The 15765-nt window shown below is 69.0% G+C and carries 14 protein-coding genes; 1 reads left to right on the top strand and 13 read right to left on the bottom strand.

Features of this window, described 5'->3' with window-relative positions; translation table 11 throughout:
• Window position 1: 1 nt before the first annotated feature.
• The 9 genes from ROP_RS07450 to glyA form a co-directional block, all read right to left on the bottom strand.
• Entirely contained in the window at window positions 2-1384 is a 1383-nt protein-coding gene (locus ROP_RS07450) for an L-serine ammonia-lyase (RefSeq protein WP_012688724.1), read from the bottom strand.
• On the bottom strand, window positions 1381-1800 hold the full coding sequence (locus tag ROP_RS07445) for a glycine cleavage system protein H (RefSeq protein WP_012688723.1): 420 nt from the start codon (window positions 1798-1800) through the stop codon (window positions 1381-1383). Before ROP_RS07445 ends, ROP_RS07450 begins: the two co-directional genes overlap by 4 nt.
• A 153-nt stretch (window positions 1801-1953) precedes the next feature.
• Window positions 1954-2613: an aminotransferase class IV gene (locus ROP_RS07440; protein ID WP_012688722.1), complete on the bottom strand. Its 660-nt coding sequence runs from the start codon at window positions 2611-2613 to the stop codon at window positions 1954-1956.
• On the bottom strand, window positions 2610-3509 hold the full coding sequence (gene folP, locus ROP_RS07435) for a dihydropteroate synthase (RefSeq protein WP_012688721.1): 900 nt from the start codon (window positions 3507-3509) through the stop codon (window positions 2610-2612). The genes ROP_RS07440 and folP overlap by 4 nt, the downstream gene beginning before the upstream one ends.
• 75 nt (window positions 3510-3584) lie before the next feature.
• Window positions 3585-4178, bottom strand: a complete 594-nt coding sequence (locus tag ROP_RS07430) for a sarcosine oxidase subunit gamma (RefSeq protein WP_012688720.1) — start codon at window positions 4176-4178, stop codon at window positions 3585-3587.
• On the bottom strand, window positions 4171-7041 hold the full coding sequence (locus ROP_RS07425) for a 2Fe-2S iron-sulfur cluster-binding protein (RefSeq protein ID WP_012688719.1): 2871 nt from the start codon (window positions 7039-7041) through the stop codon (window positions 4171-4173). The genes ROP_RS07430 and ROP_RS07425 overlap by 8 nt, the downstream gene beginning before the upstream one ends.
• The gene (locus ROP_RS07420) at window positions 7038-7316 is read right to left on the bottom strand and encodes a sarcosine oxidase subunit delta (protein ID WP_012688718.1); all 279 of its coding nucleotides are present in this window, start codon (window positions 7314-7316) and stop codon (window positions 7038-7040) included. Before ROP_RS07420 ends, ROP_RS07425 begins: the two co-directional genes overlap by 4 nt.
• 19 nt (window positions 7317-7335) lie before the next feature.
• Window positions 7336-8571: a sarcosine oxidase subunit beta family protein gene (locus ROP_RS07415; RefSeq protein ID WP_012688717.1), complete on the bottom strand. Its 1236-nt coding sequence runs from the start codon at window positions 8569-8571 to the stop codon at window positions 7336-7338.
• Window positions 8571-9896 carry a serine hydroxymethyltransferase gene (glyA, locus tag ROP_RS07410; RefSeq protein ID WP_050785044.1) on the bottom strand — a complete coding sequence of 442 codons (1326 nt, stop codon included), beginning with the start codon at window positions 9894-9896 and terminating at the stop codon, window positions 8571-8573. The genes ROP_RS07415 and glyA overlap by 1 nt, the downstream gene beginning before the upstream one ends.
• Window positions 9897-10009: 113 nt before the next feature.
• Between glyA and ROP_RS07405 the strand changes: the two genes are divergently transcribed.
• A complete protein-coding gene (locus tag ROP_RS07405; protein ID WP_012688715.1) occupies window positions 10010-10681 on the top strand; it encodes a GntR family transcriptional regulator in 672 nt (223 codons plus the stop codon).
• Between the two features lie 69 nt (window positions 10682-10750).
• On the opposite strand, the gene purU is transcribed toward ROP_RS07405, so the two are convergent.
• From purU to ROP_RS07385, 4 genes are all read right to left on the bottom strand, one after another.
• Window positions 10751-11599: a formyltetrahydrofolate deformylase gene (gene purU / locus ROP_RS07400; RefSeq protein ID WP_012688714.1), complete on the bottom strand. Its 849-nt coding sequence runs from the start codon at window positions 11597-11599 to the stop codon at window positions 10751-10753.
• Between the two features lie 112 nt (window positions 11600-11711).
• Entirely contained in the window at window positions 11712-12605 is an 894-nt protein-coding gene (locus ROP_RS07395) for a bifunctional 5,10-methylenetetrahydrofolate dehydrogenase/5,10-methenyltetrahydrofolate cyclohydrolase (protein WP_012688713.1), read from the bottom strand.
• Window positions 12602-13228: a cyclodeaminase/cyclohydrolase family protein gene (locus tag ROP_RS07390; protein ID WP_012688712.1), complete on the bottom strand. Its 627-nt coding sequence runs from the start codon at window positions 13226-13228 to the stop codon at window positions 12602-12604. The genes ROP_RS07395 and ROP_RS07390 overlap by 4 nt, the downstream gene beginning before the upstream one ends.
• Window positions 13225-15690: a GcvT family protein gene (locus tag ROP_RS07385; protein WP_012688711.1), complete on the bottom strand. Its 2466-nt coding sequence runs from the start codon at window positions 15688-15690 to the stop codon at window positions 13225-13227. Before ROP_RS07385 ends, ROP_RS07390 begins: the two co-directional genes overlap by 4 nt.
• Window positions 15691-15765 lie beyond the last annotated feature (75 nt).

Genomic DNA, 15765 nt, shown 5'->3' with positions numbered 1-15765 from the left:
GTCAGCACTCGACATAGTTGACCGGAACGTTGACTGCGAGACCGCCGGTGGACGTCTCCTTGTACTTCGACAGCATGTCGGCGCCGGTCGACCGCATCGTCTCGATCACCTGGTCCAGGCTGACGCGGTGGGTGCCGTCGCCGCGCAGGGCCATCCGGGCGGCGTTGATGGCCTTGCCCGCCGAGATCGCGTTCCGCTCGATGCACGGAATCTGGACGAGGCCTTCGATGGGGTCGCAGGTGAGGCCGAGGCTGTGCTCCATGGCGATCTCCGCGGCGTTCTCCACCTGTGCCGGTGTGCCGCCGAGGATCTCGGCGAGCCCTGCGGCTGCCATCGACGCCGCCGAACCCACCTCGCCCTGGCAGCCGACTTCGGCGCCGGAGATCGATGCCCGCTCCTTGTACAGGGATCCGACCGCGCCGGCCGCGAGGAGGAACCGGACTGCGGTCTCGTCCGGGTCGGCCCGGCCGGCGGGCGTGTAGTGGACGGCGTAGTGCAGGACGGCGGGAATGATGCCCGCGGCGCCGTTTGTGGGGGCAGTGACGATGCGCCCACCCGCCGCGTTCTCCTCGTTGACCGCGAGCGCGACGAGGTTGACCCAGTCCTCCGCGAACGCGGGATCACGGTGCGGGTCTTCCTGATCGAGCCGGAGATACCAGTCCCGGGCGCGACGCCGGACGCGCAGGGCGCCGGGAAGGAGTCCGTCGCGGGAGATTCCGCGCCGCTCGCACTCGACCATGACGTCGCGGATGTGGAGCAGCCGGTCTCGGATTTCCTCGGCCGAGCGGGTTTCGCTCTCGAACTCGAGCATGACCTGGCTGATGCGGTAACCGTGCCGCGCGCAGATGTCGAGGAGTTCCTTCGCGGACCCGAACGACGACCCGCTCGCCGGCGCCGGCCGGTGTTCCGTGCTCTCGGCTTCGGTGACCACGAACCCGCCACCGATCGAGAAGTACGTCTCCCGATGGATTTCCACGTTCCCGGCCGCATACGCCGTCACCGTCATCCCGTTCGGGTGGAACGGCAGGATCGTCAGCGGGTGAAGCACGATCTCGTCCTCGGCCAGCGCGATGTGGTGCGAACCGCCGAGCGCGATGCGCCGCGTGGTCCGCATCGACTCGAGTCGCTGCTCCATCTCCTCGGTTTCGATCGTCTCGGGCCGGTACCCTTCGAGTCCGAGCAGAACTGCGGACATCGTCCCGTGGCCGGCGCCGGTCGCGGCGAGTGAGCCGTACAGGTCGACGCGGACATCGGTGACGTCGTCGAACGCGCCGAGCGTGTGCAGGTCGGCCACGAAACGGGCGGCCGCGCGCATGGGCCCGACGGTGTGCGAACTCGAGGGGCCGACACCGACGGAGAACAGGTCGAACACGCTGATCGTCACAGGGTCACCGTCTCGCTGAGTTCGGTCGCGTACTGCGCGGGGGTCAGCAGGCCGTACGTGGACGACGACGCGGTCGGCAGGATGGCGAACAACCAGCCACGGTGAAACGGATCTTCGGCGACGAGCGCCGGGTCCGCGGAGGCGTCACCGTTCGTCATCGTGATCAGGCCGCTGATCGGCGCGTACACCGTGACGGCGGTCCGCGCGGACGACCAGATCACGGCGCAGGGGGAACCCGCGTCGACAGTGCTTCGCACTGCAGGCAGGTCGACGCCGACCACGTCGATGTCGTCGAGAGCGCGGTCGGTGACGCCTGCCCGCAAGGGGAAGTCGGAGAAGTTCTGTCCCGGTGGGAGGGCCACCCAGCCGTGCGTGGCCGTGAACCGTCGATCCGAGGGAATCTGTCGAGCTCTCATGCCTTTTCCTTTGACAGTCGGGCGTTGGGGTCGCGGACGTCTCACTGGTCGTCAAATAGATCGAATATTGATATATCAGTGTGAGTGATAACGGTAGGTCAGGTGTCAGGGTGGGGTCAAGAGGTGATCCGGAGAAGGTTCGGAACGGAGCGGCTACGACCGGAGGGTCGCGGGCAGCACACCCTTGAGTGAGCTCGTCACGGCGAGCGCCTCGGCGGCCAGGAGGTCGCCCGGCGTGAGAATCCGCTCGCGCATCAACCCGCGGTCGACCTGCCACGACCGCTCGACACCGGGCAGGCACCCCGACGACAACGGCGGCGTCCACCAGACGCCGTCGATCCGGGCGGCGAGGTTCGCGATCGTGGTCTCGGTGACGTGCCCGAGTTCGTTGACCAGCACGACGTCGTCGGCATCGGGATTGCGGTGACGCCTGCGGTCGTACCGCTCGCGCAACGTCGTCTTGTGCCCGAGGAGGATGTCGAGGGAATCGACGGGCTCGTCGTCGAGGACGAGGGATACACAGGCAGGCGCGACCGGGGGCGCGAAGATGTCGACTTCGACCTCGCCGTCGCGGTGCAGGCGCACCCGAACCCGGGCCGCTCCGGCGCACGACAGCTGTTGCGCGAGGTGGCGCTGGACCTCTCGCTCCTGGAACTCGTACCCGAGCACAGAGGCGGAACGGGCGAGACGTCGCAGGTGACGGTCGAGATGCCGCAAGCCGGTGCGGGGATCGTGATACATCGTCTCCATCAGCTGGACGTCAGCTGTGTCGATCGTCGCGAGCCCCGCTGCGGCGGACACGGAGGTGTTCACTGGGCGGAGTCTCGATTCGGCGCGTGACTGGAGCTGGCGGGACCACGATATACGAGCGCGCGCAGTACCGATACCGCGTCCACGGTGGCGGCGACGTCGTGGACGCGGAGGATGGCTGCGCCGTTCTGGGCGGCGATCATCGCGGCGGCGACGGAGGCGGCTTGGCGGTGGTCGACGTCGCGGCCGGTGATGGCCCCCAGCATGCCTTTGCGCGAGAGTCCGGCCATGACCGGAAAGCCGAGGTCGGCGATCTCGGGCAGCCGCGACAGCAGCTCGAGGTTGTGGGTGAGTGTTTTGCCGAATCCGAACCCGGGGTCGAGCAGGATGCGTTCGCTCGGGATGCCGGCGGTGTGGCAGGCGTCGATGCGGGTGAGGAGGAATTGTCGGACCTCGTGCACGACGTCCCGATACTGCGGTGCGTCCTGCATCGTCGCCGGATCGCCGAGCATGTGCATGAGGCAGACCGGGACCCGCAGGTCGGCGGCGGCATGCAGAGCGCCGGGCAGTCGCAGGGCACGGACGTCGTTGATCATCGACGCGCCGGCGGCGACCGCCTCCCTCATCACCTCGGGACGTGAGGTGTCGACCGAGATCGGGACCGAGGTGTGGCGCGCGAGCGCCTCGACCACGGGAACCACCCGGGCGATCTCGTCGGACACCGACGGCGGTGTCGAGCGGGGCCGGGTCGACTCCCCGCCGACGTCGAGGAGATCGGTACCCTCGGCGACGAGCGACAACCCGTGATCGACCGCCCGTGCACGATCGAGGAAGCGGCCGCCGTCCGAGAACGAATCCGGGGTCACGTTGACGACGCCGCAGACCAGGGGAACGTCGCGGGCGAGCGCGGTGAGCAGGCGGTCGGGGTGGGACGCGATGAGAGCAGGGGACGAGGCCATCCGACGCACTCCTTCCAGAATGGGATCGGCCCGGGGGGCGCCGTCATGTCGCCCCCCGGACCGAGAACTGTCGCCTTACACCGGATCGACGCCGAACTCCTCGGCGGCGTCGATCAGCCACGCCGCGAGATACCGGGCGAAGGACGCCCGCACCAGGATCCGGTAGTCGGTGCCGCTGTCGTCGAGGGGGATGAGGACGACACCGGCGAGACCGAGCATGGTCTGCACGGCCGATCCCGGCCGGAACACCCTGGGGTGCAGGTCGATCGAGCAGCCCTTGGCGAGGATGTCGCGGGCGTGCGCTCCGGTGAGCCGGATCGTGGTGCGCTGCCCGGAGACGTCGATTGCCGCGCCGCCGTGCGGGGTCACCGCGGTCCGCAGCGTGCCCTCGAGCTCCTCGGGTGACTGGGATCGCGTGGTGATCAGCCATTCCTCCGGACCGAGCCAGACCGCGGTGACCGCGCCGCTGTCCACGCGGGTCGACGGTGTCGTGGGCAGGTCGACACCGAGCGCGGCGGCCGCCGCCGCCCCACCGGGGCCGGCCGGGTCCACCCACAGATCGACCATCGAGACGAACGGTTCCTCCGTGATGCGGACCGACTCGGGGAGTGCCGAGAACTTCTGGTCCCAGCCGTGCAGGGGGCTGAGCGGGGTGAGGGTGTCAGCCATCGCGACGTGCTCCTTCGGGATCGACGAGAACGGAACCGGTGACCTCCACGGCCACGAGACGGCCGTCCACCGGGACGTGCAGGGTGTCACCGACTCGGGCCCGGCCACCCTTGACGAGGGCGAGACCGAACGGCCGGCCGAGTTCGGCGCTGAGGTAACTGGACGTGACGTGCCCGAGCATCGGGACCGGCGCGGGCGGCAAGTTCCCGTCCAGAACCTCCTCGATGATCTGCGCGCCCTCGGGCAGCACGGTCTGCTTGTCGAGGGGCAGCAGTCCGACGAACTGCTTGCGCAGCGGGTTCTGGTTCTCCTCCCGGCTGAAGGAGCGCTTGCCGACGAAGTCGACCTTCTTCTTCGACACCGCCCAGCTCATCCCGAGATCCTGGGGGGTGACGGTGCCGTCGGTGTCCTGCCCGATGATCGGATAGCCCTTCTCGGCGCGCAGGACGTGCATGGTCTCGGTGCCGTACGGGGTGATGCCGAACTTCTCGCCGGCGGCGATCAGGCGTGCCCAGACCGCGGGGGCGTGCCAGCCGTTGACGTTGACCTCGTAGGCGAGTTCGCCGGAGAAGCTGACCCGGGCCACCCGCACATGCACGTCGCCGAGGGCGGTGTCCCGCCAGGCCATGAACGGAAACGCGTCGTTGGCGACGTCGAGGTCGGGGAAGACCTCACCGATCACGTCACGCGATTTCGGTCCGACGACGGGGAACGTCGCCCACTGTTCGGTGACGGAGGTGAGCCGCACCTGCAGGTGGGGCCATTCCGTCTGGAGCCATTCCTCCATCCAGTCGAGGATCTTCGCGGCGCCGCCGGTGGTGGTGAAGACCTGGTACCGGTCGTCGGCCAGGCGCATCACGGTGCCGTCGTCGATGACCATGCCGTCGACGCCGCACATGACGCCGTAGCGGACCATGCCGACCTTGAGGGTGCTCATCATGTTCGTGTAGAGCATGTCGAGCAGCACGCCGGCGTCGGGTCCCTGGACGTCGATCTTGCCGAGGGTCGAGCCGTCGAGGATGCCGATACTGCGGCGGACGGCGGCGCACTCGCGGAGCACCGCCGCGTCCATGTCCTCCCCGGGCAGCGGGTAGTAGCGGGGACGCTTCCACTGGCCCACGTCCTCGAACACCGCGCCGCGGCCGACGTGCCAATCGTGCAGTGCCGTCACCCTTTCGGGATCGAACAGGGCGCCGCGGCTGCGGCCGGCCAGGGCGGCGAACGCGACGGGGGTGTACGGCGGGCGGAACGTGGTGGTGCCCAGTGTCTCGATCGGGCGGCCGAGGAGTTCGGCGGTGATGCCGGAGGAGATCACCCCGGAGGTCTTGCCCTGGTCGTGCGCGGTGCCGATGGTCGTGTAGCGCTTGATGTGCTCCATCGACGTCATCCCGGCGCCGACCGCGCGGGCGAGGTCGGCGACCGTCGCGTCGCGCTGGACGTCGACGAACTGGGTGTCCTGCCCGGCGACGTCGGGAACCCGCCAGAGCACCAGGGGCTTCGTCGTCTCGGGTGCGGCGGACGGTGCGGTCTGAGCTGCGGGGGCGTCGAAGCCCAACGCGCCCAGAATGCCCCGGCCCGCGCTTTCGCCGTCGTGCAGACAGCCACCGAGGTCGAAGATGCCGTTCGCGGAGCCGGCGACGGTGACGCCGTCCAGGTCCTCGCCGGGCACGAACGCGCCGAGGTTCTCCTCGTAGCGGAGCTTGCCGCGGGCCTGGCTGAACAGGTGCACGGCCGGGTTCCAGCCGCCGCTGACGAGCAGTGCGTCGCAGGCCAGCGGGACCGCGGCGGCGGTGCCCTCGGCGGTGCCCTCGGTGGTGCGGGAGGTGACCAGGGCGTGGCTGACCCGGCCGTTGCCGCGGGTGCCGCTGACGACGGATCCGGTGCGGACCGTGATACCCCGCTTGTCGCATTCGGCCAGCCAGCGGGCGGGTGCCTGATCGCGGGCCTCGACGACCGCGTTGATCCGGACGCCGGCGTCGTGCAGGTCGATCGCCGCCTCGTACGCGCTGTCGTTGGTGGTGAACACGACCGCCTGCTCGCCGACCTTGACACCGTAGCGGTGCAGGAAGGTGCGGGCACCGTGCGCGAGCATGATGCCCGGGCGGTCGTTGTCGGTGAACACGATCGGGCGTTCGTGCGCGCCGGCGGCGACGAGGATGTGCCGGGCGCGGATCCGCCAGACGCGCTGGCGGCTCAGTGCGGCCGGGGCCTCGACACCGAGGTGGTCGGTGCGGCGCTGAAGGGCGAGGACGAAGCCGTCGTCGTAGTTGCCGAACGCGGTGGTGCGCTGCAGGTGCAGCACGTCCGGGTAGGTGGCGAGTTCGGCGACCGCGGCGGCGACCCAGTCCAGCGCCGGGGCGCCGTCGATCAGATCCGTACTGCCGAGCAGGTCGCCGCCCGCTTCGCTCTGCTCGTCGACGATCACGACACGCGCGCCGGCCCGGGCCGCGGTGAGCGCGGCGGCGAGACCGGCCGGCCCCGCGCCGGCGACCAGAACGTCGGCGTGGACGTGCTTGGCGTCGTACTTCGCCGAATCGGCGATGGTCGCGAGCCGTCCCTGACCGGGGATGCCGCGGGCGACGAGGCCGTCGAACAACTCGATGGTGGTGGCGAGCAGCATCGGCTCGGGGAACGGCTCCTCGATCTGCACCAGGCCGCCGGTGTCCTCCGCCCACGCCGCGGTGATGCCGCGGGGCCTGCCGAGCTTGATGCTGGTGGTGACCTGATGGACGCCGTTCGCGAGCAGCGCCGAGCCGAGCGTGTCACCGGGGTGACCGGTCAGTTCCCGGCCGTCGAACGTGAAGGTGTAGGAGGTGTCGCGGTCGAGGCGACCGCCCTGGCGGGTGCGGAAGGGTGCGTTCACGATATCGTCGGCTTCTGCTCGTCCAAGCGGTAGACGCTGTGGAATCGGTAAGTGGCGGTGTCTCGTACGGCGTTGAACCAGCGCCGGCAGCCGGCGCTGTGGTTCCACCGTTCCGCGAAGAGACCCTTCGGGTTCGCGCGGAAGAACACGTAGTGCGCCCACTGTTCGTCGCTGAGCTCCGCGGGATCGTCCGGGTACACGACGTGGGCTTCGCCGCCGTAGTGGAACTCGGTTTCCTCGCGGGACCCGCACCACGGGCATTCGATGAGTTGCATGGGTGTGTTCTCCTTCCGCTCAGTGCGCGACGGCTGCGGCGCCGTGCTCGTCGACGAGGGCGCCGGTGACGAACCGGTCGAGGCTGAACGGGGCGATGAACTCGTGCGGTTCGTCGTTCGCAATGGTGTCCGCCAGACACCAGCCCAACCCCGGGGTTGCCTTGAAACCTCCTGTGCCCCAACCGCAGTTGAGATACACGTTGTCGTAGGGGGTGCGGCCGACGATCGGGGAGGCGTCGGGGCAGGTGTCGACGATGCCGCCCCAGGTGCGCAGCAGATGCGCGCGGGCGAACACCGGGAACAGTTCGACCGCGGCCGCCATCTGGCGTTCGATGATGTGGAACGCGCCGCGCTGGCCGTAGCCGTTGTAGGAGTCGACACCGGCGCCCATCACCAGTTCTCCCTTGTGCGCCTGAGAGACGTACACGTGGATGGCGTTGGACATCACGATGGTCGGGTGCACCGGCTCGAGCAGTTCGGAGACCAGGGCTTGGAGCGGGTGGGACTGCACGGGGGTGCGGATGCCGAGCATGTCGGTGAGGGTGGAGGTGTGCCCCGCCGCGCAGAGCGCGACCTGCCCGGCGGCGATGTCGCCGCGGGTGGTGCGGACTCCGGTGACCTTGTTGCCGTCGGTGACGAAGCCGGTGACCTCACAGTTCTGGATGATGTCGATGCCGGCCTCGTCGGCGCGCCGGGCGAAGCCCCAGGCCACGTAGTCGTGCTTGGCGATGCCGGCCCGTGGCTGGTACGTCGCACCCATCACGGGGTAGCGGATGTCGCTGGAGATGTTCACCAGCGGGCACAGCTTCTTCACCTCGTCGGGCCCGACCCACTCGGCGTCGATGCCGTTGAGCTTGTTGGCCTCGACGCGGCGCACGCTGTCGCGGACGTCCTGGAGGCTGTGCGCGAGGTTGAGGACGCCGCGCTGGCTGAACAGGATCGGGTAGTCGAGGTCGTCCTCGAGGCCCTCCCACAGCTTCAGCGCGTGCTCGTAGATCTTCGCGCTCTCGTCCCACAGGTAGTTAGAGCGGATCAACGTGGTGTTGCGGGCCATGTTCCCGCCCGCGAGCCACCCCTTCTCCAGGACGGCGACGTTGGTGATGCCGTGGTTCTTGGCCAAATAGTGGGCGGTCGCGAGACCGTGCCCGCCGCCGCCGACGATCACGACGTCGTAAGACTTCTTCGGTTCCGGGTTACGCCACAGGAAGTCCGGGTGGTCGGGCAGGTGGGCGCCGGGCGGCTGGGTGGCACTCATCAGTTCGCCTCCGTGAGGTCGGGGTAGAGCGGGAACGCGGCGGCGAGGGCGTCGACCCGCGCGCGCAGGCCGTCGAGTCCGGCCTCGTCGGTGGCGGGGCGCAGCGCGTGGCTGATGATGTCGGCGACCTCGGTGAACGCGGCCTCGTCGAAACCGCGGGTGGCGAGCGCGGGGGTGCCGATCCGCACCCCGGAGGACACCATCGGCGGGCGGGGGTCGAACGGGACGGCGTTGCGGTTCACCGTGATTCCCACGCGGTGCAGCCGATCCTCGGCCTGCTTGCCGTCGAGCTCGGACTCGCGCAGATCCACCAGGACCAGGTGGACGTCGGTGCCGCCGGAGACGACGTTGATGCCGGCGGCCCGGGAGTCGTCCTGCAGCAGGCGGTCGGCGAGGATCTTCGCGCCGGCCAGGGTGCGCTCCTGACGTTCGCGGAACTCGGGTTCGGCGGCGAGCTTGAACGCCACGGCCTTCCCGGCGATCACGTGCTCGAGCGGGCCACCCTGCTGTCCGGGGAACACCGAAGAGTTGAACTTCTTCGCCAGCGCCGCGTCGTTGGTGAGGATGACGCCGCCGCGGGGACCGCCGAGGGTCTTGTGCGTCGTCGACGTCACCACGTGCGCGTGCGGGACGGGGGAGGGGTGCAGTCCGGCGGCGACCAGCCCGGCGAAGTGCGCCATGTCGACCATCAGGTAGGCGCCGACCTCGTCGGCGATCGCGCGGAACCGGGCGAAGTCGAGCCGGCGGGGGTAGGCGGACCAGCCGGCCATGATCAGCTTGGGGCGGTGCTCGCGGGCGAGGCGCTCGACCTCGTCCATGTCGACGAGGTGGTCGTCCTCGCCGACATGGTAGGCGGCGACGTCGTACAGCTTGCCGGAGAAGTTGAGCTTCATCCCGTGCGTGAGGTGACCGCCGTGGGCGAGGTCCAGTCCGAGGATGCCGTCGCCGGGTTGCAGCAGCGCCGCCATCGCCGCCGCGTTGGCCTGCGCCCCCGAGTGCGGTTGGACGTTCGCGAACTCCGCGCCGAACAGCGACGTCAGGCGGTCGATGGCGAGCTGCTCGATGACGTCGACGTGCTCGCAACCACCGTAGTAGCGGCGCCCGGGGTAGCCCTCGGCGTACTTGTTGGTCAGCACCGACCCCTGCGCCTGCATCACCGCGAGCGGGGCGAAATTCTCACTGGCGATCATCTCCAGGGTGCCCTGCTGCCGCTCCAGTTCGGCCGCGATCGCCTGGTGCACGGCGGGGTCGAGATCGGCGAGCGAATGAGTCAGCGTCGGATTCGCTGCTGCCACCTCGGTGAGGTTTGCGGTGTCCACGGTCATGGTTCGCCTTTCTAGAAGGTCAGTTGAACTGGAACTGATATATCAACTGGAAAGTAGAGTAAGGTCAGTACCGGACAAAGGTCAATAGCTCCGGAGAATCAGGGAGACGCAACATGAGCCTGGCGCATTCATCGGTCGCGGACGCGGCATCGAACGGCGGCACCAACGCCGACCGCGCGTACGAAATCGTGCGCGAACGCCTGGTCATGCTCGACATCCGGCCGGGCGAGCCGATCAACGACGACCGCCTCGCCGAAGAACTCGGCTTCGGCCGCACCCCCGTGCGGGAGGCGCTCAAGCGGCTCGAACGGGAGCGTCTCGTCATCGCCTATCCCCGTCGCGGTACGTTCGCCACCGCCGTCGACATGACCGACCTCGCCGACATCTCCGAAATCCGCAAGCAACTCGAACCCAACGCCGCCGCCCGTGCGGCGCGGACCGCATCGCAGGACGCGCGAGCCCGGCTGTCCGCGCTCGCCGACGAGATCGCACAGATCGACGACAGCGAAGACCCGCGCGACGTCCTGCGTAAGGACGTGCGGGTGCACCGCGAGATCTACCGGGCGTCCGGCAATCCGCACCTCGAAGACATCCTCGTCAGCCTCGACGCCCACGCCACCCGCATCTGGTGTCTGTTCCTCGACCGCCTGCCGGACGTGGCGAGCCACGTCCGCGAGCACGCGGAACTGCTGCGGGCCATCGTCGACGGCGACGGGGACACCGCCTCGGCGCTCACCCTCGCCCACGTCGCCGGCTTCGAGCAGGCGATCCGCGACCTGCTGTAGGCGCTTCGCGCCCGTGCGCCTTTCTGGTTGTGGGAGCAACCAAAAAGGCGCACGGGCGGCGGAGCCGCCTCAGCTGAAGACGACCGTCCGGTGCCCGTGGAGCAGGACCCGGTTCTCGCAGTGCCAGCGCACGGCCCGGGACAGTGCGAGCGCTTCGGCGTCCTGCCCGACCGTGGCGAGTCGCGCCGGGTCGAAGGTGTGGTCGATGCGGATGACTTCCTGCTCGATGATGGGGCCCTCGTCGAGGTCGGGTGTCACGTAGTGGGCGGTCGCGCCCACCTGCTTGACGCCGCGATCGAATGCCTGGTGGTAGGGCTTGGCGCCCTTGAAACCGGGCAGGAACGAGTGGTGGATGTTGATCGCCCGTCCGCGCAGTGCCCGGCACGCGTCGTCCGACAGCACCTGCATGTAGCGGGCGAGGACCACGAGGTCGGCGTCGAATTCGTCGACCAGTTCGAGCAGCCGGGCCTCGGCCTGCGGCTTGGTGGCCGGGGTGACCGGGACGTGGACGAACGGCAGCCCGGCGGCCTCGGCCATCGGTCGCAGTACCTCGTGGTTGGAGACGACGGCGACGAGTTCGGCGCCGAGGTTGCCTGCTCGCCAGCGGAAGATGAGGTCGTTGAGGCAGTGGCCCATCTTGGAGACCATCACGATCACGCGGGGTAGGTCGCTGCCGTTGACGGTGAACGTCATGCCGAACTTCGTGGCGACGCTCTGGAATTCGTCGGTGAGGCGCTCGATGTCGACATCTTCCGCCGACACGAACGACGTGCGGAGGAAGAAGGCGTCGCTCAGGGTGTCGTCGAATTGCTGATGCTCGGCGATATCGCAGTTCTGCTCGAAGAGAAAGGAGCTGACTGCGTGAACGATCCCGGGACGCTGCGCGCAGCTGAGCGTCAGGGTGAAGGTCTGGGTCATGTGGGTCTCCTCGATGCCGGACTGGTTGAGGTGTCAGTCCGAGCGAACTGATATATCAGAATGGGACAATGCTATTTCGGTGGGACGAGCGGGTCAAGGGGTGGAGCGTGAGTCAGCCGCCGATGCGGGCCCCGGTCAGCAGGGCATCGGTCCGGGTCCGGGCGTACTGTGTCGCGGCGGCGTCGACGGTGTGATTGAGCAGCAGTGCGGTGGTCACCGGTCCCACCCCTCCGGGAACCGGGGTCAGCGCGCCGGCCCGACCGTCGACGGCGGCGGCGTCGACGTCACCGAGCAGTTGCCCGTCATCGGTGGCCGTGGTCCCGACGTCGATCACGACGGCGCCTTCGGCCACGTGCTCGGCCGCGATCAGACCCGGTATTCCGACCGCGACGACGAGGATGTCGGCGTCTCGGGTGCCGGCTGCCAGGTCGGCGGTGTGCCGGTGGCACACGGTCACCGTCGCGTTGCGCTGCACGAGCAGATGCGCGGCGGGACTTCCCACGACCGTCGATCGCCCGACGACGGCGGCGGTCCTGCCGTGCATGGGGATTCCGTGGTGATCGAGAAGTGCGATCACGGCCTGCGCGGTGGCGGGCGCGAACGCGGGAAGACGGGCGACGAGGCGTCCGAGGCTCACCGGATTGGCGCCGTCGACGTCCTTCGCCGGATCGATCGCCTCGCGCAACGCATCGAGGTCGGTACCCTCAGGCAGGGGCGTCTGCAGGATGATTCCGTGGACGTCGGGGTCGTGGCCGAGTTCGACGAGCGTGGTGCGGATCTCCTCGGTCGTCGCCGACGGTCCGAGATCGACGATATCGCACAGAATTCCGGTGCGTTTCGCCGCGGACGCGATGGACCGCACGTACCAGGCGGTCGATTCGTCGTCGGTGGCCAGCACGACCGCGAGTCTGGGCCGGATTCCGATGTCGGTGAGAGCGGCGGCGGCGACGGACGCGTCGTCTCGGATGGAGGTGGCGAGTTCGGCACCACCGAGGCTTCTTGTCATGAACTCAGCTGCTTTCGTACTCGTGTCGTAACTGCTTCGGCGCGCTCCACGATTGCGTCGACGACGGCCAGGCACTCGGTGAGGGACCGGCGGGTGTCCGCATCGGTGATGCCGGGCAGGTTCACCTCGATGTTGACCCGGGCGGTGGTGGCGGCGGCACGGGCCGCCTCGGCGGCGGCCGCGACGTCGCTGACGACGGTGCGGTTCGCCACCGGCAGCAGCGTGTCGGCGAGTGTGACGACCTCGCCTGCCGCGACCACCACCTCGGCGGGAACGGCGGCGGCTCCGGCGAGCGCGGTTGCGATCGCCGCTGTGCGCGAAAGGGATTCGCCGTCCGTGCCGTGCGGCAGCCGGTAGGCGTCGATCACCGCCGTGAACGCCGCCATGTCGTCGTCCGCGAATTGCAGGGACTTCTCGCGGACCGCATCCGCGTCGGAGCAGATGCGTTCGACGAGCAGGCCGTGGTCGGCGTACTTCTTGCCGGTGGTGTACCGGGCGACCATCGAGACCAGTGCGGCGGCCTGGCCGAGGTGCAGCGCGCCGGTCGCGCCGCCGCCCGGCGCGGGGGTCCGGGCGGCGAGCGAGTCCAGGAAATCGGCGATCGTGTCGTCTCGGATGGTCATGACCGGATCTTCTTCATCTCGGGGTCGACGAGGGGTTCGGCCACGACGGTGGCGGGGATGCGGCGCCCGAAGTACTCGATCTCCACCGCGGTGTCCACGGTCGCCGTGGCGGGAAGCCAGGCGTAGGCGATCGGGGCGCCGACGGTGTGGCCGAATGCGGCGCTCGTGACGTAGCCGGCGGGCCGGCCGTCGACGAAGACGGGTTCGTGGCCGAGGACCACCGACTGCCGGTCGTCGATCATCAGGCACGCCAGCCGCCGCGCGACGGTCTCGTCGGAGACGCCGTCGAGGGCGTCACGCCCGCGGAAGTCGCCTTTCTGCAACCGGACGGCGAAGCCGAGGCCGGCCTCGTACGGGTTGTGTTCGGTGGTCATGTCACTGCCCCACGAGCGGTAGCCCTTCTCCATCCGCAGGCTGTTGAACGCGGCGCGGCCGGCCGCGATGACGTCGTACTTCTGCCCCTCCGCCCACAGCAGATCCCACAGCCGCAGACCGTTGTCGGCGGAGGTGTACAGTTCCCAGCCGAGTTCGCCGACGTACGACAGGCGCATCGCCGTGACGGGGACCCCGCCGATCCGGACCTCCTTGGAGCGGAAGTACTTGAAGTTCTCGTTCGAGAAGTCGTCGCTGCTGAGCGCCTCCACGACGTCGCGGGCGTGCGGACCCCACAGGCCGATGCAGCAGGTGCCGCCGGTGATGTCGCGGACCGTCACGGAGCCGTCGGCGGGGGACTGCCGGCGGAAGTAGTCGAGGTCGAGGTTGCCGTTGGCGCCGACCTGGAAGACGGTGTCGGACAGCCGGGTGACGGTGAGGTCGCTGCGGACGCCGCCCGCGTCGTCGAGGGCGAGGGTGTAGGTGACGGACCCGACGGACTTGTCCATCTTGCCGGTCGTCAACCGATCGAGCAGGGCCAGCGCGCCGGGACCGCTGATCTCCAGCCGCTTCAGCGGTGTCATGTCGTACATCGCCACCGAGGTGCGGGTACGCCAGGCCTCGGCCGCGGCGATGGGGGAGTGGAACATCGCCGCCCACGGCTCACGGGCCGGCGGCTGCCACTCGGCCGGAAGCTGCTGCACCAGATGCGCATTCGACTCGAACCAGTGCGGGCGTTCCCAGCCGGAGCTCTCCAGGAACATGGCGCCGAGTTCCTTCTGGCGGGCGTGGAACGGGCTCACCCGCAGGTCGCGAGGAGACTCCTTGGGCTGCAACGGGTGCAGCACGTCGTAGATCTCGACGAAGTTCTGCTGCGACGTCTCGCTGACGTAGTCGGGTGCGATCTGGATGTCCTCGAACCGGTGGACGTCGCAGCCGTGAAGTTCGATCTCGGAACGACCGTCGACGAGCAGTTGCGCGACGGCGCGCCCGACGCCGGCGGAGTGCGTGACCCACACGGCCTCGGCGATCCAGAATCCCGCGACGTCGGGGGATTCCCCGATCAGCGGGCCGCCGTCCGGGGTGAACGAGAAGACGCCGTTGAAACCGTGCTCCAGCTTGGCGGATTCGAGGCACGGCAGCAGCAGTTTGCTCTGCTCCCAGGACGGCGCGAAATCCTCGTCGGTGAAGGGGAGCATCGACGGCATGTCGGCGTCGGAGACGTCGCCGCTGCTCTCGGCCAGGTCGCGCAGGTTCACCGGCATCGGCCGGTGGGCGTACGAGCCGATGCCGAGACGGTCGACGTGCTCACGGAAGTACAGGTCCTGGTCCTGGTGCCGCAGGATCGGGAACCCGGCCTCGGCCAGTTCGGTATTGCGGCCGACGAGTTCGGGAATCTGCTCGGTCTTCGCGTACTGGTGCGCCAGCGGCAGCAGCGGGACGTCCATCCCGACCATCGCGCCGACGTCTGGACCCCAGAAACCGGCGCAGGAGACGACGATGTCGGCGGGGATCACCCCGTTCGGGGTGGCGACGCCGGTGACCTTGCCGCCGGCCTGCTCGATCCCGATCACCTTCGTCGAGCCCTGGAACACCGCACCGCGGGCCTCGGCGCGGCGGGCGAGCGCGACGACGACCCGGGAGGCCTTCGCGAGGCCGTCGGTCTCCACGTACAGGCCGCCGAGGACCCGCTTCTGATCGAGCAGCGGGTGCAGTTTGGCGCACTCCTGCGGGTCGAGGACGCTGCCCTCGATGCCCCAGGACGTCGCCCACCCCTGCTTGCGGTGCAGATCGGCGAGACGCTCTTCGGTGGTGGCCACCTCGAGTCCGCCGAGCTGGTTGAAGCACCACTGCCCGTCCACGTCGAGTCCGAGAAACTTTTCGACCGTGTACCGGGCGAACTCGGTCATCGTCTTGGACGCATTCGTCTGGAACACCAGGCCCGGTGCGTGTGAGGTGGAGCCTCCGGTGAGCGGCAACGGTCCCTGATCGAGAACCGTGATCCGATCCCAGCCGCGAGCGGTGAGCTCGTCGGCCAGATTCGCGCCGACGATGCCGGCTCCGATGATCACTACGCGCGGTGACCCCATGATGGTCCTCCTGATTGGGTGGGTGCCGGTATGCGGCGAAGAACGGGTGCTGTTTCGGAAAGAATTTGGAATCGC

The sequence above is a fragment of the Rhodococcus opacus B4 genome (assembly GCF_000010805.1).
GTDB classification, from domain to species: domain Bacteria; phylum Actinomycetota; class Actinomycetes; order Mycobacteriales; family Mycobacteriaceae; genus Rhodococcus_F; species Rhodococcus_F opacus_C.
Note: the sequence above shows the minus strand (reverse complement) of the source record. Positions and strands in the feature narration are given on the sequence as shown.

Coding starts and splice junctions, on each gene's coding strand:
- ROP_RS07445 (WP_012688723.1), bottom strand. CDS start 1,800: ATGAGAGCTCGACAGATTCCCTCGGATCGACGGTTCACGGCCACGCAC.
- folP (WP_012688721.1), bottom strand. CDS start 3,509: ATGGCCTCGTCCCCTGCTCTCATCGCGTCCCACCCCGACCGCCTGCTC.
- ROP_RS07430 (WP_012688720.1), bottom strand. CDS start 4,178: ATGGCTGACACCCTCACCCCGCTCAGCCCCCTGCACGGCTGGGACCAG.
- ROP_RS07420 (WP_012688718.1), bottom strand. CDS start 7,316: ATGCAACTCATCGAATGCCCGTGGTGCGGGTCCCGCGAGGAAACCGAG.
- ROP_RS07415 (WP_012688717.1), bottom strand. CDS start 8,571: ATGAGTGCCACCCAGCCGCCCGGCGCCCACCTGCCCGACCACCCGGAC.
- glyA (WP_050785044.1), bottom strand. CDS start 9,896: ATGACCGTGGACACCGCAAACCTCACCGAGGTGGCAGCAGCGAATCCG.
- ROP_RS07405 (WP_012688715.1), top strand. CDS start 10,010: ATGAGCCTGGCGCATTCATCGGTCGCGGACGCGGCATCGAACGGCGGC.
- purU (WP_012688714.1), bottom strand. CDS start 11,599: ATGACCCAGACCTTCACCCTGACGCTCAGCTGCGCGCAGCGTCCCGGG.
- ROP_RS07395 (WP_012688713.1), bottom strand. CDS start 12,605: ATGACAAGAAGCCTCGGTGGTGCCGAACTCGCCACCTCCATCCGAGAC.
- ROP_RS07390 (WP_012688712.1), bottom strand. CDS start 13,228: ATGACCATCCGAGACGACACGATCGCCGATTTCCTGGACTCGCTCGCC.
- ROP_RS07385 (WP_012688711.1), bottom strand. CDS start 15,690: ATGGGGTCACCGCGCGTAGTGATCATCGGAGCCGGCATCGTCGGCGCG.